This window comes from Streptomyces sp. NPDC056222, from assembly GCF_042264065.1.
In the GTDB taxonomy this organism is placed as follows: domain Bacteria; phylum Actinomycetota; class Actinomycetes; order Streptomycetales; family Streptomycetaceae; genus Streptomyces.
Genome location: NZ_JBHJTL010000033.1, coordinates 55,929 through 74,775 on the forward strand (window position 1 = coordinate 55,929; position 18,847 = coordinate 74,775).

Genomic DNA, 18,847 nt, shown 5'->3' on the forward strand with positions numbered 1-18,847 from the left:
TACGGAGCTTCGAAGTCTGTGAGTCGTCCGTGGGACGTGCCGGCGATGGCCGGTGCGACCACGCCGACGCCGACGACGGCGTGGTACGCCAGGGCTGGGAGCTGCTGGGCGCAGCTCCCAGCGGCGTGACCGGGTCACGCCGCGCGCTCGGTCCCGCCCCAGGGCGGCGTAGACCGATACGAGATCGGTCGCGCCACCCGGTCGGCGTCCCCGGGGCCGGGGCCGGCACAGGCCCCCATCGGACGCGCCGATCGCCCCCATCGGCAGGACGCCCCACTGGCTCGTGGACCGGATCCCGCCGCTCTCCGTAGCGTCGTGGGCATGAGAAACGAGACCAGGGGAACCGTCGAACTGACCCTCGCCATGGTGCTCTCCGGCACCCTCGGCATCTTCGTCGTCGAGTCCGGGGCGTCGCCCTTCGACGTGGTGTTCTTCCGGTGCCTCTTCGGGGCCGCCGCCCTCGGCGCGTACAGCCTCGCCCGGGGCTACCTCACCGGACACGGCTTCACGCCGAAGAAGCTCGGACTCGCCGTGCTCGGCGGGGTGTTCATCGTCTTCAACTGGGTCTTCCTCTTCGAGGCGTACGAAGCCACCTCGATCTCCTTCGCCACCGTCGTCTACCACACGCAGCCGTTCTTCCTGGTGATCTTCGGGGCCGTGCTCTTCCGGGAGCGGATCACGGCGGCGAAGCTCGGCTGGCTCGGTCTCGCCTTCGTCGGGCTCGTGCTGGTCTCCGGCATACGGCCCGGGGACACCGCCTCCCTCAAGGGGCTCGGTCTCGCGCTCGCCGCCGCCGTGCTCTACGCGCTGTCGACGATCGTCACCAAGCGGATCACCGGCGTCCGGCCCCACCTGATCGCCCTCGTACAGGTCCTGGCCGGCATCCCGCTGCTGCTGCCCTTCGCCGACTTCGGCGCCGCCTCCCGGCTCGGCGCCGGGTGGGGCTGGCTCGCCGGGCTCGGACTCATCCACACGGGGCTCATGTACGTCCTGATGTACGCGGCGTACCAGAAACTGCCCACCGCGAAGATCGCCGTGCTCGCCTTCACCTACCCCGCCGTCGCGATGTTCGCCGACTGGGCGGTGTACGGGCACCACATCGGCCTCGTCCAGGCGCTCGGCGTCCCGCTGATCGTCCTGGCGAGCCTGAAGGTCACCCTCGCTGCTCGGACACCAGCCGCCGCGCCTGCTCCACGAACAGCCGCACATGCGCCGGCAGCCGCTTCCCCCGCCGCCACGCGATCTGCGTGAAGAGCGTGAACGGCGGACGCCAGTCCAGCTCCACCAGTGCCCCGGACGCCAGCTCCTCGGAGACGGTGACCCGGGGCACCAGGGCGATGCCGAGCCCGCCCGCCACACCCCGCTTGGTCGCCTCGATCGTGCCGAACTCCATGAACGGCGGCGACCAGTCCCGAAGCTCTCGCTCGAACAGGTCGCGGTAGGGGCAGCCCGGCTCGGTCCCCACCAGCTGCGCCGCCGCCAGGTCCGCCGGCGTCAGATCCGTACGCCCCGCCAGCGGATGGCGCGGCGAGGCCACCAGCACCAGCGGCTCCTCGGCGAGGACCTCGCTCTCCAGGCCGGCGTGCTCCGTCTCCGGCTCCATCAGGAAGCCGATGTCGTACGTTCCCTGGCGCAGCGCCTGCCGGGTCTCGTCGCCGAGGGTCGGGCGCAGCGCCAACCGGACCTTTGGATAGCGGTGGTGGAACAACTCCAGAAGCGGCGGCAGCCGGTAGGAGGTCAGCGACTCCATCGTGCCCACCGCGATCGTCCCGGCCGGCTCCTCGGTCTCCACGACCGCGGCCCGCGCCTCCTCGGACAGCTCGATGATCCGGCGGGCATACGGCAGCAGCCGCTCACCGGCCTCGGTGAGCCGGATGCGGCTGCCGAGCCGTTCGAAGAGCTCCACGCCGAGCGAGGACTCCAGGGTGCGGACCTGGCTGGTCACGCTGGACTGGGCGTACCGCAGATCGGCGGCGGCGCGGGTGAAGGAGAGGACACCGGCGACCTTCTCGAAGGTGACCAGGAGCCGAAGCTCCATCAGCTGTCGCTGTCCTTGGCGTCGTCGCCCTGCTCGCGCTTCTTCAGCTCCTCCTCGCGGCGGCGCAGGTCCGCCTCCCAGTCCTTGAGGACGGCCTCGTCCTTCTTGTTCTCGTCCTTGAGGGACTTCAGGAAGTCGGGGTTGTCGTCGGGGGCGACCCACTCCTGGCGGTGGTTGCGGTGCCATTCGGAGGGTGTGCGGCCGCCGGCGGGGGCCTTGCGCATCTTGCCCGCGGCGAACCAGACGATCGGGCCCACGATCCAGAAGAGCAGGATGATGATGACCCAGACGACCTTGGGCAGATGCTTGGCCTCGTCCTCGGGGGTGTTGAGGCAGTCGATGAAGGCGTAGATCGTCAGCGCCAGCGGCAGGATGTACATCAGCGCCCTGAGCATGTGGGACAGCCCCCTGGAAGCAACGGCAGGGCTCGTTTCGAAGGCCCCGGTGACAGGCCAAGCGTAGCCCGTGGCGGATACTGACCCCTATGGCTTACGACGATCTCCGCTCGCTGCTCAGGGCGCTGGAGCGCGAAGGCGACCTCAAGCGCATCAAGGCCGAAGTCGATCCGTACCTGGAGGTCGGGGAGATCGTCGACCGGGTGAACAAGGCGGGAGGCCCGGCGCTCCTCTTCGAGAACGTCAAGGGCTCCGCCATGCCGCTCGCGATGAACGTCTTCGGGACGGACCGCCGACTGCTCAAGGCCCTGGGCCTCAAGTCGTACGGCGAGATCAGCGAGAAGATCGGCGGGCTGCTCAAGCCCGAGCTTCCGCACGGTTTCGTCGGGGTCCGTGAGGCCTTCGGCAAGCTCGGATCGATGGTCCACGTGCCGCCGAAGAAGGTGAAGGACGCTCCCGTCCAGGAGGTCGTCCTCACCGGCGACGACGTCGACCTGGACAAGCTGCCCGCGCTCTTCACCTGGCCCAAGGACGGCGGATCCTTCTTCAACCTGGGTCTGACGCACACCAAGCACCCGGAGACGGGTATCCGGAACCTCGGCCTCTACCGGCTGCAGCGTCACGACAAGCGCACCATCGGGATGCACTGGCAGATCCACAAGGACAGCCGCAACCACTATGCGGTGGCCGCGGCGCGCGGCGAGCGGCTGCCCGTCGCGATCGCCTTCGGCTGCCCGCCCGCGGTGACGTACGCGTCGACGGCGCCGCTGCCCGGCGACATCGACGAGTACCTGTTCGCCGGCTTCGTGCAGGGCAAGCGGATCGAGATGGTCGACTGCAAGACGGTGCCGCTCCAGGTGCCGGCGCAGGCCGAGGTCGTCATCGAGGGCTGGCTGGAGCCGGGCGAGATGCTCCCCGAGGGCCCCTTCGGCGACCACACCGGCTTCTACACGCCGCAGGAGCCGTTCCCAGCACTGAAGATCGACTGCGTGACGATGCGGAAGCGTCCGCTGCTCCAGTCGATCGTGGTCGGCCGGCCGCCGACGGAGGACGGGCCGCTCGGGCGTGCGACGGAGCGTTTCTTCCTGCCGCTCCTCAAGATCATCGTGCCGGACATCGTGGACTACCACCTGCCCGAGTCGGGCGGCTTCCACAACTGCGCGATCATCTCGATCGACAAGAAGTACCCGAAGCACGCGCAGAAGGTCATGCACGCCATCTGGGGCGCCCACATGATGTCGCTGACCAAGCTGATCGTCATCGTGGACAAGGACTGCGACGTGCACGACCTGCACGAGGTGTCCTGGCGCGCGCTCGGCAACACGGACTACGCCCGCGACCTCACGGTCGTCGAGGGCCCGGTGGACCATCTCGACCACGCCTCGTACCAGCAGTTCTGGGGCGGCAAGGCGGGAATCGACGCCACCAAGAAGCTCCCCGAGGAGGGCTACACCCGGGACGGCGGCTGGCCGGACATGGTGGAGTCGGACCCGGCGACGGCCGCCCTGGTGGACCGCCGCTGGAAGGAGTACGGCCTGTGACCACCGCGGCCGTACCCGGCGCCCAGCCGGGGCGTACGAAGGCGTTCCTGCGCCTGGTGATGATCGAGCACTCGGTCTTCGCGCTGCCGTTCGCGTACATCGCCTCGCTGACGGCGATGTTCCAGCTGGACAAGAACATCCACTGGGGGAAGCTGCTCCTCGTCACCATCTGCATGGTGGGGCTGCGGACGTTCGCCATGGCCTGCAACCGGATCATCGACCGCGAGATCGACGCCCGTAACCCGCGGACCGCCCAGCGCGAGCTGGTGACCGGCGCGGTGTCGGTGCGGTCGGCGTGGACGGGCGCCGGCATCGCGGTCGTCGTCTTCCTCGGAGCCGCGGCCCTGCTGAACCCGCTGTGCCTGGCCCTGGCGCCGCTCGCCGTGGTGCCGATGGTGGTCTATCCGTACGGGAAGAGGTTCACGAACTACCCGCACGCGATCCTGGGTCTCGCCCAGGCCATAGGGCCCATCGGGGCCTGGATCGCGGTCACGGGGGCGTGGTCCTGGGACGCGGTGATCCTCGGGCTCGCGGTCGGCGTCTGGATCGGCGGCTTCGACCTGATCTTCGCCTGCCAGGACGTCCAGGCGGACCGTGCGCACGGCGTGATGTCGGTCCCGGCCCGCTTCGGCGTCCCGGCGGCGCTGTGGGGCGCGCGGGGCTCGGCGGTGGTGACGACGGGTCTGCTGGTCGGGTACGCGCTGGCCACCGAGGCCGGGACGTTCTTCTGGGTCGGCCTGGTGATCGTGGTCGCGGCGTTCTGCTACGAGCACACGATCGTGAAGCCCCACGACCTGTCCCGGCTGAACCGGGCGTTCTTCACCGTCAACGGGTTCATCGGGATGGCCCTGTTCGTGTGCACGCTGCTCGATCTGCTGGTGCGGGGCCTGACCGTCTGAGCCGGGTCCGGTCCACGGGCCGGGGCCGGCTCACGGAGCGGTCCGGCTGACGGAGCCCGCCCCGGCTCACGCCGCAGTGATGGCGGTTCCGCGCCGGCGGCGGAAGAGGAACGCCGCCCCCACACCCGCGAGCAGGCCCACCAGGTGGCCCTGCCAGCTCACCGTCGTGTTGGTGGGGGAGATGCCCAGCAGGATCGAGCTGCCCCAGACCGCCCCGACCAACAGCCCCACGCCGACGTCCAGCAGTCTGCGGTCCACGAAGCCCCGGACCAGCAGATAGCCGAAGAGGCCGAAGACCAGGCCGGAGGCGCCCGCAGTGTTGGTGTGCGACGGGGAGATCAGCCAGACGCCCAGGCCGTCGGCCACGATGACGAGCGCCACGACGCCGACGAAGCGGCGGATGCCGCCGAGGGCCGCCAGGAAGCCGAGGACCAGCAGCGGGACGCTGTTGGAGGCGACATGGTCGAAGCCGAAGTGGAGGAAGGAGGCCGGCACGATGTCGGCCAGCTCGTCCGGGTCGCGCGGGGTGATGCCGTACGTGTCGAGGGCGTGCCCGGTCGCGTGGTCGATCGCTTCGAGGACCCACAGCAGGGCGACCCAGCCCGCCATGAGCCACGCCGCCGCCTTCGCCCGGTCGGCCGTACCCCACTGCCTGGTGTCGATATCCGTCATGACAACCCCCTGAAGCGCTTCGTCCTCTGCCTCGGGTGAACGTACGGGACCCCTAGGACAGTTCTCGTTCCGGGTCGCCGGATAGGCTCGTCGGCGTGGAGCCGGTAGAGAAACAGCAGCGTCGCCCCTGGGTCGTCGGGGTGTCCGGGGCATCGGGGACCCCGTACGCGGCCGCCGTCCTGAGGGGGCTGCTCGCAGCGGGGGAGAGCGTCGATCTGGTCGTCTCGCGCGCGTCGCGGCTGACGCTGCTCGACGAGACGGGGATCGCCTTCCGGGACGCGCACTGGCGCGAGGACCTGACGGAGTGGCTGGCACGGGGCGCCGACGGGAAGCCGGGAACGTTCGCTCCCGACATCGACGACGTGCGGTACTGGAACGCGGGGGACCTGGCCGCGGGGCCGAGCAGTGGCTCGTACCCGGTGAAGGGGATGCTGATCGTGCCCGCGTCGACCGCCTCGGTGGCGGGTGTGGCGCTGGGGCTTTCGAAGGACCTGCTGCAGCGGGCGGCGAGCGTGATGCTCAAGGAGCGGCGGCCGCTGGTGGTCGCGGTGCGGGAGACCCCGCTGAGCGGGCAGACGCTGAAACACCTGGTGGCGCTGGACGAGGCGGGCGCTGTGGTGCTGCCCGCCTCTCCGGCGTTCTACGCGGGGGCGACGCACATCCAGGATCTGGTGGACTTCGTCGCCGGGCGGGTGCTCGACGCGGCAGGGGTGCCGCACCGGCTGTACCGCCGTTGGGAGGGAGAGCTCGGTGGGGCCTCCCGTGGTGATTAGCGCTTCTTGGCGGCGCGCTTCTTCTCGGCGCGCTTCGAAGCGGACGGCTGGTGGGCACGCGAGCGGTTGGCCAGGTCCTGCAGCTCGCGCATACGGGCGTAGGCCATCTCGATCGTGTACACGGTGAACACCACTCCTGAAAGATCGTCTTTGATCGACTGAAAGATTCACAGGGTGTCGGCCCTGTGTGCCTTAGATTCTATACCTATACTCGCGGTATCGCTGGACAATGGAAGGCTTCTTACCTATGGACGCCGTGGACAGGCAGCTCATCCAGGCACTGCGCGAGAACGGCAGGGCCTCCTACGCCGAACTCGGCCGGCTCGTCGGGCTCTCCGGCCCCTCCGTCACCGACCGCATCAACCGTCTCGAGGCGGCCGGCGTCATCACCGGCTACCGCGCGACCGTCGACGCCGCCTCGCTCGGCCTGGGCGTCACCGCACTCATCGGCATCTCCCTCTCCGACGCCGCCGACCACGAGGACGTGGCCCGCCGGCTGAAGGACCTCGCCGAGATCGAGGACTGCTGGTTCATCGCGGGCGACGACTCGTTCATGCTCAAGGTCCGCGCCAACGACGTCGACGGTCTGGAGAAGACCATCCGCCGGCTCTCCGGCACCAAGGGCGTCTCCCGCACCCGCACGACGATCGTGCTCTCCACCAAGTGGGAGAACCGGGTCGGAGATCTGCCCGAGGAGAGCTGAGAGTACGGTGGGTGGAGCCTGAAATCGTCAGACATGGGAGGCGGCCGCATGGACGCGGGACTCAAGCGCGAGCTGGAGCAGAAGGTCCGTTCCGGAGAGCGGCTGAGCCGCGAGGACGGCATCGCTCTGTACGAGTCCGACGACCTGGCCTGGCTCGGCGGCCTGGCCCACGAGGTCCGGACCCGCAAGAACGGTGACGTCGTCCACTTCAACGTCAACCGTCACCTCAACATGACGAACGTGTGCACCGCGTCCTGCGCGTACTGCTCGTTCCAGCGCAAGCCGGGCGAGAAGGACGCGTACACGATGCGCATCGAGGAGGCCGTCCGCCTCGCCAAGGCGATGGAGAACGAGAACCTCACCGAGCTGCACATCGTCAACGGGCTCCACCCCAACCTGCCCTGGCGGTACTACCCGCGCTCGCTCTCCGAGCTCAAGAAGGCCCTGCCGAACGTCTCGCTCAAGGCGTTCACCGCCACCGAGATCCACCACTTCGAGACGATCTCGGGGATGTCGGCCTCCGACATCCTCGACGAGCTCATCGAGGCCGGCCTGGAGTCCCTCACCGGCGGCGGCGCGGAGATCTTCGACTGGGAGGTCCGCCAGCACATCGTGGACCACCGCACGCACTGGGAGGACTGGTCCCGGATCCACCGCCTCGCGCACGAGAAGGGTCTGAAGACCCCGAGCACGATGCTGTACGGGCACATCGAGGAGCCCCGGCACCGCGTCGACCACGTGCTGCGGCTGCGTGAGCTCCAGGACGAGACCGGCGGCTTCCAGGTCTTCATCCCGCTGCGCTACCAGCACGACTTCGTCGACATGCAGGACGGCAAGGTCCGCAACAAGCTCCAGGCGCGCACCACCATGGCGACCGGCGCCGAGGCCCTGAAGACCTTCGCCGTCTCCCGGCTGCTCTTCGACAACGTGCCGCACGTCAAGGTCTTCTGGGTCATGCACGGCGTCCAGACCGCCCAGCTGGCGCTCCAGCACGGCGCGGACGACATGGACGGCTCGGTCGTCGAGTACAAGATCACGCACGACGCCGACAACTACGGCACGCCGAACAAGCTGGGCCGCGAGGATCTGCTGGAGCTGATCCGTGACGCCGGCTTCCGCCCGGTGGAGCGCAACACCCGCTACGAGATCATCCGCGAGTACCCGGGACCGGACGCGGACCGCCGCGAGTCGCCCCAGCCGATGCGGGTCTGAGGCGGTCTCGGCCCGATGTCCCTGAGTTTCGAACTCGACCCCCCGGCCACCCCCGAGCTGCGCGACGGCATCCTGCGGCTGTGGGCGGACGTCTCCAACGCCGGTGGCGCCGTCGGCTTCGTGCCGCCGGTGACGGTCGACGAGGTACGGCCCGAGCTCGTCTCCCACTTCGCCGCGATGGCCCAGGGCCGGATGCGACTCGTCGTCGGGTACGAGGAGGACGGCACCGTCGCCGCCACCACCTTCGTCGCGTACAACACGCACCGGCTGATGAAGCACTGGGTGTGGCTGTACACGGTGATGGTCCACCCCTCCCACCAGGGCAAGGGGTACGGGCGCGACCTCATGGCCGCGGTCGAGGACGCGGTCCGCGGCTTCGACGGGATCGAGGCGATACGCCTCACCTGTCGCGGCGGCACGGGCGTCGACCGCTTCTACGGCTCCTGCGGCTACAAGGAGGTCGGGCGGGTGCCCGGCGCGATCCGGGTGGCCGAGGGCGACGACCGCGACGACATCTTCATGCTGCTCCCGCTGAATTGATCGAATTCGTGCCGTGCTTCACTGGTGGGGCGAAAACGTACAGACAGAGAAAGGGGCCGTCGTGGCCGAGAACGGAACGGGTGCTGCGACCCTTCGCTACACCCTCATGCGCCTCGGCATCTTCGCCGGCTGCTTCTTCGCGCTCTGGGGCCTCGTCTACATCGGCGTGCTGCCGCGCGGCCTCGGCGACTCCAACCTGCTCTGGGTGCTCCTGCTCTCCATCGTGATCTCCGCGCCGCTCAGCTTCGTGCTGCTGCGCGGGCAGCGGGACGCGATGTCCGAGCAGATCGTGGCCAAGGTCGACCGGGCGAAGGGCCGCCTGGCCGAGAACCGGACGCGCGAGGACGCGTGAAGGACGCGTGATCGGCGCGTAAGGACTGCGTAAGGTTCATCACAGACGTACACCCCGGAACGGGAGCTTCGAAGGCTCCTGACCGGGGTGTTCTGCGTTTCGGAGGCTCTGGGCGACTTTCGCTACCTCAAAGAAGGGCTTTGAGGTTCTCAAAGTTCAAGTGTTAACGTGTTCGCCATGAAGACAGCTGTGCGCCTCTCCGATGCCGTGAGCACTCCGCTCGTGGCGCGCCTGCATGTCGATCTGTGCCGCTGTATGTCCGCGGTCTGTTGCCGCGAGCTCTGACCCCGGCATCATGCAGCGGTACCGCCTCAGCGCGGTGTACCGCACCCCCGTCCCCGTATTCCCCGATACGCACCTGTGGAGTGTGTCTGTGTCCGCGTCCGCGTCCACGCCCGAGACGAAGTCCCCGACTTCCTCCCGCATACCGAAGATCCCCTTCTGGGCCCAGATAGTCGCCGGTCTCGTGCTCGGCGTCCTGCTCGGCTGGCTCGCCCGCAGCCAGGACGTCAGCTGGCTCAAGGAGACCCTCGGTCAGGTCGGCGACATCTTCGTCCAGCTCCTGAAGCTGGCCGTCGCCCCGCTCGTCTTCTTCGCGATCCTGGTGTCCATCACCAACCTCCGCAAGGTCAACAACGCGGCCCGCCTGGCCGCCCAGACGCTGGTCTGGTTCATGATCACTTCGCTGATCGCGGTCGCCATCGGCCTCGCGATCGGCCTGATCACCAACCCGGGCGCCGGCACCGGCCTCACCCCGCAGGACGGCAAGCTGCCGAAGCGCGAGGGCACCTGGATCGACTTCCTGACCGGGATCATCCCCTCGGACGTCATCACGCCCTTCACCGAGCTGAACGTCCTTCAGATCGTCTTCATGGCCGCCGTCGCCGGCGTCGCCGCGCTGAAGCTCGGCGACCGCGCCAAGCCGATCCTCGCGCTCTCCGAGTCGATCCTGGAGCTGCTGCAGAAGGCCCTGTGGTGGGTCATCCGCCTCGCCCCCATCGGCACCGTCGGCCTCATCGGCTTCGCCATCGCCGACTACGGCTGGGAGCTGATCGGCAAGTACGCGACCTTCACCGCCGACGTCTACATCGGCTCCGCGCTGGTGATGTTCGGCGTCTACCCGCTGCTGCTCGCGACGGTCGCCAAGGTCAACCCGATCCAGTTCTTCAAGGGCGCCTGGCCGGCCATCCAGCTGGCCTTCGTCTCCCGCTCCTCCGTCGGCACCATGCCGGTCACCCAGAAGGTCACCGAGCGCCTCGGCGTCCCGAAGGAGTACGCCTCCTTCGCCGTCCCGTTCGGCGCCACGACCAAGATGGACGGCTGCGCCGCGATCTACCCGGCGCTCGCCGCGATCTTCATCGCGCAGATCTTCGACGTGCAGCTGGGCATCCAGGACTACCTGCTGATCGCCTTCGTCTCGGTCGTCGGCTCCGCGGCCACCGCGGGCCTCACCGGCGCGACGGTCATGCTGACCCTGACCCTCTCCACGCTGGGCCTCCCGCTGGAGGGCGTGGGCCTGCTGATGGCGATCGACCCGATCCTGGACATGATGAGGACGGCCACGAACGTCGCAGGTCAGGCTCTGGTCCCGGTCGTCGTCGCCGCCCGCGAGAAGATCCTGGACGTCGACGCGTACAACGCCGCCTCCTCGTCCCCGGTCGACGAGCGCGAGCCGCTGACGGTCGCCGCCTGATCCGTCGCTCCGCCCGGTGCCCGTGCCCCTGTCCCCGTCCGGACAGGGGCACAGGTGTTTGTGCGACACGTAGGCTCTCCCCCGATGCACGCGAGTTGGGGGTAGAAGATGGCCGAGGTCGGTGGCGCGAAGGTCCGGCGGATGCCGCGGGCGGTGCGCGAGCAGCAGATGATGGATGCCGCCGTGCAGACCTTCGGACAGCTGGGGTACCAGGCTGCTTCCATGGACGAGATCGCCGAGCTGGCGGGTGTGTCCAAGCCTCTGGTCTATCTGTATCTGAACTCCAAGGAAGAGCTCTTCACCGCCTGCATCCGGCGGGAGGCGAAGGCGCTGCTCGATGCCGTGGCCGCCGCGGTCAATCCGCGGCTGCCCGCCGACGAGCAGCTGTGGGCCGGGCTGCTGGCCTTCTTCACGCACACCGCCGAGCACCCCGACGGCTGGGCGGTGTTGAACCGGCAGGCGCGGACGCACGGGGAGCCGTTCGCCAGTGAGGCCGCGCTGATGCGCGACGAGATCGTGGCGTACGTGGGGACGCTGATCGGGGCCGCCGCCAAGCAGACCCACCGTGAGACGGAGCGGGATCCGGAGCTGGCCGAACGGGATGTCGCCGGGCTCGCCCAGGCCCTGGTCGGGGCGGCGGAGTCGCTGGCCGGCTGGGCCAACGAGACGACGGGGATGACGGCTTGGGAGGCGGCGGCGACGCTGATGAACTTCGCCTGGGCGGGGCTCGGCAACCTCATGAAGAGCGAGCGCTGGTCTCCCCGATGACGCCGAAGGCGGGGCTCAGCGGAGTACGACCGTGACGCCCCGCCGTTCGAGGAGTTGCACGGTCTCCTCGAAGTACGGGATTCCGTCCGGACCCTCCACGACGTCCGCCAGTGCGCGGCGTGCGACCTCGGAGTCGTGCCAGGTCAGGGTGAAGGGCGGGACCACACCGAACCCACCGCCCAGGCAGTCCTTGAAGGCGTTCCACTCCCGGCCGAAGTAGCGGCCCGGTCCGAGCAGCGCCTCGCCGATCGCGCAGTGCAGGCCGGGGACGTCCGTGACGAACCGGCCGTCGAGGTGGTGCTCACCACCGGAACGGTCCGGTGAGGGCGCCGGTGCCCGCCAGGCGCGTGTGGTCAGCTCCAGCCACTCGTCCCGGCCCTCCGAGTCGTACGGGGCCCAGAGGTTGGGCTCCGTCGGCGGGCCCTGGTACCACTGCTCCCAGATCGGGCGGGCCACCGTCGGTCGCCGGTCGTCGCCGCCGTCGGTGAGGGTGATGTCCTCGAGCCCGTCGCCGAGCACGGACGGGCGCGCTCCGTCGATGGCCAGGCGCACGGTAGGGGAGGCCATCACGGTGCCGTGGCGGTCCAGCACCAGCAGATGCACCCAGTCGTGGTTCCACCGGCGCGGCCGCTGCGTTCCCACGAGCAGGGGCTCCACGGCTTCGCAGCCGATCAGCTCCATCGGGACGGGGGCCGGGTCCGGTCGCGGATCGGACAGGCCGTCGACCGTGGAGCAGCTGCCCATGCTCTTCGCGGACACGCTCGCTCCCGCGAACAGTTCGAGGCGCGGTGTCCGGGGCCTTTCGACGAAGCTTTCCCCGTGCCTGACGCCGGCGCCGAGGACGATGTCGTACCGCGCCGGGTCGCCCGGATGGGGCCGGTGGGCCACCAGCTCCGCGTCGACCAGGGTCCACCACTGGACGGGCTCCTCGCCGTCCCAGACCTCGACACCGATCTCGCCGAGGCCTCGGAACGAGGTGCCGGGACCGGACAGGGCGTCCTTCAGCGGGCCGTCGGGGACGCATCCGCGGAGGGTCAGGATCTCCCGCGGCGGCGGGACGTCGTCGACGAACAGCCCGTCGACCCCCGCGCACCTCCCCCAGAGCTGCTCCACCCCGTCGTCGTCCTCCTGGACCAGGAGGTACTTCACCGGGAAGTCCCGGTCCCACCTGGCGTGATCTGCGATCCGCACCCAACCCCCGTACGTCCGAGCGGTATTCGCACGCCACCATACGGACCCTCCCGGAGCGGGTCGGGCGGAGGGCGGCCGCCCCGCCTCGGGCCGGGCCTTCGGGGGCTCGTTCAGACGCTGAGGGGGACCTCGTGGATCTCGTCGGCCCGGTGGCCGGTGCGCTCGTGGATCCGCTGGACCGCGTCGGCCGAGGGGCCGGTGGAGAGGCAGTAGACCGTGCCGGATTCGGGGTCCGCCCAGGCCTGCTTGAAGTGCACGCCCTCGTCCTTCTCGATGGCGAGATCGGCGGCGTGCGCCTCCCGGAGCTGATCGCCCGTGATCCCCACCATGCCGTGGTGGACGTCCATGTACGTACCCATCTCGTTCCACCTCCTCCTCTCATGGTGCGCCCCGCCCGCGGGTCAGGGCCAGAGCAGCTCCCGTACCCAGCCCGACGCCGCGTCGAGGCGGTACCGCAGCCGGAGGTGCCGGCGCTGCTCGTCGCCCTGGAAGAACTCGATCTCGGAGGGCTGGAGGACGTACAGCGTCCAGGTGGGCGCGTGGGCCCCCGGCTCGGCCTGCGCCCGCTCCCAGGCGGCCCGGCTGGCGACGTTCAGCTCCTCGACCGAGTCGAGCACCTCGCTCTGGCGGCCGACCAGCGCCGAGGCGACGGCGCCCGTCGAGCGCGCGTGCAGATCGTCGTACGCCTCGCCCGCCGTGCCCGTGACGACCCGGCCGCGCACCCGGACCTGGCGGCCCTGGACCGGCCAGTAGAAGCCGAGGGCTGCCTCGGGGCGGGCGGCGAGCTGGCGGCCCTTCGCGCTGGTCGCGTGGGAGGCGAAGTGCCAGCCGCGCTCGTCGGCGCCGTGCAGCATGACCGTGCGGACGTCGGGCCGTCCGTCCTCGTCGACGGTCGCGAGGGACATCGTGTGCGGCTCGGTCTGCCCGGCCCGGGCCGCCGCCACGAACCAGTCGTGGAAGAGCGGCAGCGGCTCGGCGGGGGCGGTCTCGGGGGCGAAGCCCGGGAGGTCGGTGTCCCAGACCCGGAGGGAGCGGAGCGTGCTGTCGAAGTCGGTCATGCGGCAACCGTAGGCCCATATGCCTGCCCGTACTCCTTCACCGGTACGGCGTTGGCGGCGCGCTGGATGTCGTCGCGGATCTTCTTCGCGATGAGGTTCTTCCACGGCGTGCGGGGGAGTGTGCGGACCATGGCCATGCGCAGGGCGATCTTCCAGCGGGAGGAGACAGTCATCTCCTTGACGAAGCCCGCGGCGAACTTCTGGTTCAGCTCCACGCCCGGCCGCATCTCGCGCTCGTACGCCGCGAAGGCGACCCGGTGGTCCCCGTGTGCCGCCGCGAGCTCGCCCGCCAGGACGTACGCGCCGGTCAGGGCGAGGCCCGTGCCCTGGCCCGAGGCGGGGGAGGTGCAGTGGGCGGCGTCGCCGAGCAGGACGACGCGGCCGCTGGACCAGCGGTCCATCTCGATGAGGGCGATCGAGTCGAAGTAGAAGTCCTCGGCGTCGGCCGAGTCCGCGATCAGCCGCGGGATCTCCCAGTCGTCGCCGGCGAAGGCCTCGGCGAGCAGCCGCTTCTGCCGCTCGGTGTCGCGGTGGTCGTAGGAGAGCTCCTCGGGGGAGGAGAAGACGAAGCAGTTCTTCGCGGTGTGCGCCTGCTCGCCGGCGGCGCTGTAGACGGAGATCAGCTTGTCCGGGCGGGCGTGGTAGGTCTCCCAGCGGGTGAGGCCCAGCCGGTTGGGGGCGGTGAAGATCGAGATGTACGCCCCGAGGTGCCGCTTGAAGCGCTGTTCGTCGCCGAAGACGAGCCGGCGGGTGTTCGAGTGCAGTCCGTCGGCGCCGACCACCAGGTCGAAGCGGCGGCGGGTCCCGCTCTCGAAGGTGACGTCGACGCCGTCGCCGTCGTCGTGCAGGGCGGCGATGGAGTCGCCGAAGAGGTACTCGACGTCGTCGCGGGTCCGCTCGTACAGGATCCGGGCGAGGTCGCCGCGCATGATCTCGTCGTCCTGCTCGACCCGGCCGCCGAAGATCTCCGCGGGCATCCGGCCGACCGTGCGGCCCTGGGCGTCGACGTACGAACCTCCGTCCATGTCGGTGGAGTTGGCGCGGATCTCGTCGAGGACGCCCATCCGGCGGCAGACCTCGACGGCGGTGCCGCGGATGTCGACCTTGTAGCCGCCGGTGCGGAGTTCGGGGGCGCGCTCGACGACGGTGGCGGTGAAGCCGTAGCGGTGGAGCCAGAGAGCGAGGGCGGGGCCGGCGACGGAGGCGCCGGAGATCAGGACGGTCTTGTTCACGAGCGGGTTCGTGCGCGTCATGGCGGGACTCCTTGTCGGGTGTGCGGGGCCTCTCCGGCCCCGCGCAGATGACTATACGGATGTCCTACACGCTTGTCTATGACGCTTGTATAGATCCTTCCTCCGGGTCGCCGCGCGCGGTCCCGGACGTGGCCGCCGCCGGCCCCGGGGTCACCCGCGACCGAGCACCACCGTCCCCGAGGAGCAGAACCAGCCGCCCGTCCCCGACGCCACCGCAAGCTCCGGAAGGCTCCCGTCCGCCCGCCGCACCTGGAGGCCCGGCGCCTCCCCGCGCAGCTGTCGCACGGCCTCCACCAGCAGGAACAGGCCCCGCATCCCCGGATGGCAGGCCGAGAGCCCGCCGCCGTCGGTGTTGACCGGAAGCCGGCCCTTCTCCTCGATGAACGGACCGCCCTCGCCCTTCGCGCAGAAGCCCAGGTCCTCCAGCGTCACCAGCGTCATATAGGTGAAGGCGTCGTAGATCTCCGCGAGGTCGATCTCCTCCGGCCGCACCCCCGCCCGTTCGAAGGCGAGCCGGCCGCTGACTGCCGCCGGGGAGACCGTGAAGTCCTCCCACTGCGACATCGTGGTGTGCGAGACGTGCTCGCCCGTGCCGAGGATCCAGACGGGCGCCTTCGCCGTGTCCGGCACGTACTCCTCGGCGGCCAGCAGCACCGCGGCGCCCCCGTCGCTGCGGATGCAGCAGTGCAGCTTGGTGAAGGGGTCCGCGATCATCGGCCCGTCGAGCACCTCGTCGACGGTGATCGGCTCGCGGAACATCGCCTCCGGGTTGAGCGCGGCGTTCGCCCGCGCCTGGACGGCGACCTCGGCGAGCTGCTCCAGGGTGGTGCCGTACTCGTGCATATGGCGCCGGGCGGCCATCGCGTACTTCGCGATCAGCGTGTGCCCGTGCGGGACCTCGAACTGCAGCGGGCCGCGTGCCCCGAAGGAGAGGTTCGCGGTGCGGCGCCGCGCCTTGATGTCGGCGCGGGCGGTCGATCCGTAGACCAGCAGGACGGCGTTGGCGTGCCCGGCGGCGATGGCGTCGGCCGCGTGCGCGGCCATGACCTCCCAGGTGGCGCCGCCGACGGCGGTGGAGTCCACCCAGCGGGGGCGCAGCCCCAGATACTCGGCGACCTCGACGGGCGCGAGCGTCCCGAGGCCCGCCGAGGCGAGGCCGTCGATCACCGAGCGGTCGAGTCCGCTGTCCGCGAGGGCGCGGCGAGCGGCCTGGGCGTGCAGAGTGTAGGGAGTGGCCTCGTCGACCCGGCCGCAGTCGGAGAGGGATATGCCGACGACGGCGACGCGGCGCCCGGCGCGGTTCCGTGAAGTGGTGGGCATGAATCTGACGGTACATCAGATATGCGTGGAAGACCTTGGACAGGGAGGCACGGATGCCGAGAAGCGCGGCCGAAGATGTGGACGGCTACCTCGCCGAGATCCCGGAGACGGACCGGCTCACGGTCCTGGTCCGGCTGCGCGAGCTGTGCCGCACGGAGCTCCACGGCTTCGAGGAGGTCATGGCCTATGGAATGCCCGCCTATCACCGCCCCGGCGGCGAGCCGGAGATCGCCTTCGCGGCGCAGAAGCAGTACATCTCCTTCTATCTGATGCGGCCGGACATCCGCGAGGGCTTCGAGGACCGGCTGGCCGACCAGGACATGGGCAAGGGCTGCCTGCGCTTCCGGCGTACCGAGAACGTCGACTTCGACCTCGTACGGGATCTTCTTCGGGCGACCGCGCGCGACCCCGGTGAGATCTGCTGATCCCGGCTCTGTGCTTCTGTCCCTCCCCGGCCTAACATGACGGGCCGTCAGATACGGAGGGGAGCTCCATGGACGCCGCCTTCACCGCGGAGCAGGACGAGATCCGCCGCACCCTGCGCGAACTGCTCGCCAAACGCTCCGGACCCGCCGAGGTCCGCACCGCCGTCGCGACCCCCGAGGGGTACGACACCGACCTGTGGCACCGGATGTCCGGCACCCTCGGACTCGCCGGACTCGCCCTGCCCGAGGAGTACGGCGGCGTCGGCTGCGGCCCCGCCGAACTCGTCCTCGCCTGCGAGGAGACCGGCCGGGCCCTCGCACCCTCCCCGCTCCTCGCCACCGCCGTCCTCGCCGCCCCGCTGATCCTCGCCCTCGGCAGCGAAGAGCAGCGCGCCGACCTCCTGCCACGCATCGCCGACTCCTCCCTGACCTGCGCCCTCGCGGTCGCCGGCACCTCGCTCGCCCTCGCGCTCGGACTGACCGGCGACAACGCCGACGGCTCCTGGGCCGGCGGCGGACGGGCGGGCGGAATCCAGGCGCGCTCCGTGGAGGGGCGCTGGCGGCTCTACGGGGAGGCCGCACAGGTCCTCGACGGACACAGCGCCGGACTGCTCGTCGTCGCCGCGCACGCCGGCGGCTTCGCGCGGAGCCGGACCCTGCTCTTCCTGGTGCGCGGCGAAGCCGCCGGACTCCTCCGCGTACGGCAGCCCGCCCTGGACGCCACCCGCTCCCAGGCCACCGTGCAACTGCGGGACGTCGAAGCGGAGTTGCTCGGCGAGGAGCCGGTCGACGTGCTCGGTGCGCTCGCCGCGACCGGACGGACGGCGGCGGCGGCACTCGCGGCCGAGTCGGTCGGCGCGGCCCAGGCGGCCCTGGACCGCACGGTCGAGTACGTCGGCTCCCGTGAACAGTTCGGCCGGCCCGTCGGCTCCTTCCAGGCGGTCAAACACCGCCTCGCCGACCTGTACGTGCAGGTGGAGGCGGCGCGCTCACTGGCCTACGGCGCGGCCCGCGAACCGGCCACCGGAACGCTCGCGCTCGCGGCGGCCCTGGAGGCGCTGCGGGCGGTGGCCGGGGAGACGATCCAGCTGCACGGCGGCATCGGCTTCACCTGGGAGCACGAGGCCCATCTGTACTTCAAACGGGCGACCGCCGACGAGCTGCTCTTCGGGCCCGCGCGCCGGCTGCGGGCGCGGGTCGCCCAGGAGACCGGACTCTTCGGGGAGGTGGCGGCGTAGTGGCCGTCGGAGTGCGTCTGATGCAGAAGGTGTCGTCCACGCGGACGTTCGCGAAGGTCGCGCCGCACTTCATACCGGCCATGGACCGGGCGGTGCACCGGCTGACGCGGGGGAAGGTGATGCTCAGCGCCCAGATGCTGCCGGGCCTCATCCTCACGGTACGGGGCGCGAAGTCGGGGCTCCCGCGGGTGACGCCGCTGGCCTGCATCCCCGAGCCCGACGGGACCTGGCTGCTGATCGGGTCGAACTTCGGGCGGGAGGGGCACCCGGCGTGGACCGGAAACCTGCTGAAGTCCCCGGAAGCGGAGGTCAGTTGGCGCGGCGAGACGATCCTCGTGCGGGCCGAGCTGCTGAGCGGGGAGGAGCGGGAGACCGCGTGGAGAACGGCGCTCGGGTTCTGGCCGCCGTACGCGACGTACCAGGCCAGGGTGGAGCGGGAGATCAGGCTCTTCCGCCTGACGCGGCGGTAGCGGGCTCGCCGGCGCGGGGTTCGTCTGTGCGGGGCATGGGGTGCGCGGGGCCCGAGGTGCGCGAGGCGCGAGGTTGCGGGGCGCGGGCGCGCGGGGCCCGAGGTTGCGGGGCATGGGGAGCGCTGGGCCCGCGGTGCGCGAGGCGCGGGGTTGCGGGGCTGCCGGGCGCGCGGGGCCCGACATGGGAACGCCGACGACCGTCTGCGGTGGGGTCCGGCGGCGGCGCGGCACGACGAAAGGGGGGGGGGGGGGGGGTGTCTTATTAACAAAAACGAGCCCACCAGACCGCGCGTGATAGCGTATTGC

Annotated in this window: 22 protein-coding genes; 13 read left to right on the forward strand and 9 right to left on the reverse strand. The window is 70.4% G+C overall.

The genetic code is table 11. From position 1 onward, the window contains the following. Window positions 1-321 precede the first annotated feature (321 nt). Window positions 322-1,251 (forward strand): DMT family transporter, encoded by a 930-nt coding sequence (locus ACFC0D_RS17805; RefSeq protein WP_376436361.1) that lies wholly within the window; start codon window positions 322-324, stop codon window positions 1,249-1,251. Here ACFC0D_RS17805 and ACFC0D_RS17810 read toward each other — a convergent pair. Together ACFC0D_RS17810 and ACFC0D_RS17815 are read right to left on the reverse strand one after the other, a co-directional pair. Continuing rightward, window positions 1,154-2,038, reverse strand: a complete 885-nt coding sequence (locus tag ACFC0D_RS17810) for a LysR family transcriptional regulator (protein WP_376436363.1) — start codon at window positions 2,036-2,038, stop codon at window positions 1,154-1,156. The genes ACFC0D_RS17805 and ACFC0D_RS17810 overlap by 98 nt on opposite strands. Further along, window positions 2,038-2,433, reverse strand: a complete 396-nt coding sequence (locus tag ACFC0D_RS17815) for a PLD nuclease N-terminal domain-containing protein (protein WP_376436367.1) — start codon at window positions 2,431-2,433, stop codon at window positions 2,038-2,040. Before ACFC0D_RS17815 ends, ACFC0D_RS17810 begins: the two co-directional genes overlap by 1 nt. A gap of 89 nt (window positions 2,434-2,522) precedes the next feature. Between ACFC0D_RS17815 and ACFC0D_RS17820 the strand changes: the two genes are divergently transcribed. Further along, on the forward strand, window positions 2,523-3,974 hold the full coding sequence (locus ACFC0D_RS17820) for a menaquinone biosynthesis decarboxylase (RefSeq protein WP_329119368.1): 1,452 nt from the start codon (window positions 2,523-2,525) through the stop codon (window positions 3,972-3,974). Continuing rightward, entirely contained in the window at window positions 3,971-4,873 is a 903-nt protein-coding gene (gene mqnP / locus ACFC0D_RS17825; protein WP_376436371.1) for a menaquinone biosynthesis prenyltransferase MqnP, read from the forward strand. The genes ACFC0D_RS17820 and mqnP overlap by 4 nt, the downstream gene beginning before the upstream one ends. 66 nt (window positions 4,874-4,939) lie before the next feature. Here mqnP and ACFC0D_RS17830 read toward each other — a convergent pair whose 3' ends face one another. Further along, window positions 4,940-5,545 carry a rhomboid family intramembrane serine protease gene (locus ACFC0D_RS17830; RefSeq protein ID WP_376436373.1) on the reverse strand — a complete coding sequence of 202 codons (606 nt, stop codon included), beginning with the start codon at window positions 5,543-5,545 and terminating at the stop codon, window positions 4,940-4,942. A 95-nt stretch (window positions 5,546-5,640) separates the two neighbouring features. On the opposite strand from ACFC0D_RS17830, the gene ACFC0D_RS17835 reads away from it, so the two are divergent. Further along, window positions 5,641-6,318 carry a UbiX family flavin prenyltransferase gene (locus ACFC0D_RS17835; protein ID WP_376436376.1) on the forward strand — a complete coding sequence of 226 codons (678 nt, stop codon included), beginning with the start codon at window positions 5,641-5,643 and terminating at the stop codon, window positions 6,316-6,318. Here ACFC0D_RS17835 and ACFC0D_RS17840 read toward each other — a convergent pair. Continuing rightward, window positions 6,315-6,452 carry a hypothetical protein gene (locus ACFC0D_RS17840; RefSeq protein ID WP_376436379.1) on the reverse strand — a complete coding sequence of 46 codons (138 nt, stop codon included), beginning with the start codon at window positions 6,450-6,452 and terminating at the stop codon, window positions 6,315-6,317. The two genes, ACFC0D_RS17835 and ACFC0D_RS17840, sit on opposite strands and share 4 nt — an antisense overlap. Before the next feature lie 113 nt (window positions 6,453-6,565). On the opposite strand from ACFC0D_RS17840, the gene ACFC0D_RS17845 reads away from it, so the two are divergent. From ACFC0D_RS17845 to ACFC0D_RS17870, 6 genes are all read left to right on the forward strand, one after another. Then, window positions 6,566-7,021, forward strand: a complete 456-nt coding sequence (locus tag ACFC0D_RS17845) for an Lrp/AsnC family transcriptional regulator (RefSeq protein WP_362115821.1) — start codon at window positions 6,566-6,568, stop codon at window positions 7,019-7,021. Between the two features lie 48 nt (window positions 7,022-7,069). Continuing rightward, window positions 7,070-8,233 (forward strand): aminofutalosine synthase MqnE, encoded by a 1,164-nt coding sequence (mqnE, locus tag ACFC0D_RS17850; RefSeq protein WP_329119378.1) that lies wholly within the window; start codon window positions 7,070-7,072, stop codon window positions 8,231-8,233. A 15-nt stretch (window positions 8,234-8,248) separates the two neighbouring features. Further along, complete coding sequence (locus tag ACFC0D_RS17855) at window positions 8,249-8,773, forward strand: GNAT family N-acetyltransferase (protein ID WP_376436384.1); 525 nt, start codon at window positions 8,249-8,251, stop codon at window positions 8,771-8,773. Window positions 8,774-8,834: 61 nt separating this feature from the next. Then, complete coding sequence (locus ACFC0D_RS17860) at window positions 8,835-9,125, forward strand: DUF4229 domain-containing protein (protein WP_376436387.1); 291 nt, start codon at window positions 8,835-8,837, stop codon at window positions 9,123-9,125. 373 nt (window positions 9,126-9,498) lie between these two features. Next, window positions 9,499-10,818 (forward strand): dicarboxylate/amino acid:cation symporter, encoded by a 1,320-nt coding sequence (locus ACFC0D_RS17865; protein ID WP_376436389.1) that lies wholly within the window; start codon window positions 9,499-9,501, stop codon window positions 10,816-10,818. Between the two features lie 108 nt (window positions 10,819-10,926). Continuing rightward, window positions 10,927-11,586 (forward strand): TetR/AcrR family transcriptional regulator, encoded by a 660-nt coding sequence (locus ACFC0D_RS17870; protein WP_376436391.1) that lies wholly within the window; start codon window positions 10,927-10,929, stop codon window positions 11,584-11,586. A 15-nt stretch (window positions 11,587-11,601) separates the two neighbouring features. Here ACFC0D_RS17870 and ACFC0D_RS17875 read toward each other — a convergent pair whose 3' ends face one another. From ACFC0D_RS17875 to ACFC0D_RS17895, 5 genes are all read right to left on the reverse strand, one after another. After that, complete coding sequence (locus ACFC0D_RS17875; protein ID WP_376436394.1) at window positions 11,602-12,777, reverse strand: barstar family protein; 1,176 nt, start codon at window positions 12,775-12,777, stop codon at window positions 11,602-11,604. Between the two features lie 110 nt (window positions 12,778-12,887). Then, window positions 12,888-13,136, reverse strand: a complete 249-nt coding sequence (locus ACFC0D_RS17880; protein WP_376436397.1) for an SCO4226 family nickel-binding protein — start codon at window positions 13,134-13,136, stop codon at window positions 12,888-12,890. A 42-nt stretch (window positions 13,137-13,178) separates the two neighbouring features. Next, on the reverse strand, window positions 13,179-13,835 hold the full coding sequence (locus tag ACFC0D_RS17885) for a pyridoxal 5'-phosphate synthase (RefSeq protein ID WP_376436399.1): 657 nt from the start codon (window positions 13,833-13,835) through the stop codon (window positions 13,179-13,181). Beyond that, entirely contained in the window at window positions 13,832-15,088 is a 1,257-nt protein-coding gene (locus ACFC0D_RS17890; RefSeq protein WP_376436401.1) for an FAD-dependent monooxygenase, read from the reverse strand. The genes ACFC0D_RS17885 and ACFC0D_RS17890 overlap by 4 nt, the downstream gene beginning before the upstream one ends. Window positions 15,089-15,238: 150 nt before the next feature. Next, a complete protein-coding gene (locus ACFC0D_RS17895; RefSeq protein ID WP_376436404.1) occupies window positions 15,239-16,408 on the reverse strand; it encodes an acetyl-CoA acetyltransferase in 1,170 nt (389 codons plus the stop codon). A gap of 53 nt (window positions 16,409-16,461) precedes the next feature. Between ACFC0D_RS17895 and ACFC0D_RS17900 the strand changes: the two genes are divergently transcribed. The 3 genes from ACFC0D_RS17900 (at window position 16,462) to ACFC0D_RS17910 (ending at window position 18,541) form a co-directional block, all read left to right on the forward strand. Further along, window positions 16,462-16,833: an iron chaperone gene (locus tag ACFC0D_RS17900; RefSeq protein ID WP_376436407.1), complete on the forward strand. Its 372-nt coding sequence runs from the start codon at window positions 16,462-16,464 to the stop codon at window positions 16,831-16,833. 68 nt (window positions 16,834-16,901) lie between these two features. Then, the gene (locus ACFC0D_RS17905; RefSeq protein WP_376436410.1) at window positions 16,902-18,071 is read left to right on the forward strand and encodes an acyl-CoA dehydrogenase family protein; all 1,170 of its coding nucleotides are present in this window, start codon (window positions 16,902-16,904) and stop codon (window positions 18,069-18,071) included. After that, the gene (locus ACFC0D_RS17910; RefSeq protein ID WP_376436413.1) at window positions 18,071-18,541 is read left to right on the forward strand and encodes a nitroreductase family deazaflavin-dependent oxidoreductase; all 471 of its coding nucleotides are present in this window, start codon (window positions 18,071-18,073) and stop codon (window positions 18,539-18,541) included. Before ACFC0D_RS17905 ends, ACFC0D_RS17910 begins: the two co-directional genes overlap by 1 nt. The last annotated feature ends 306 nt before the right edge of the window (window positions 18,542-18,847 follow it).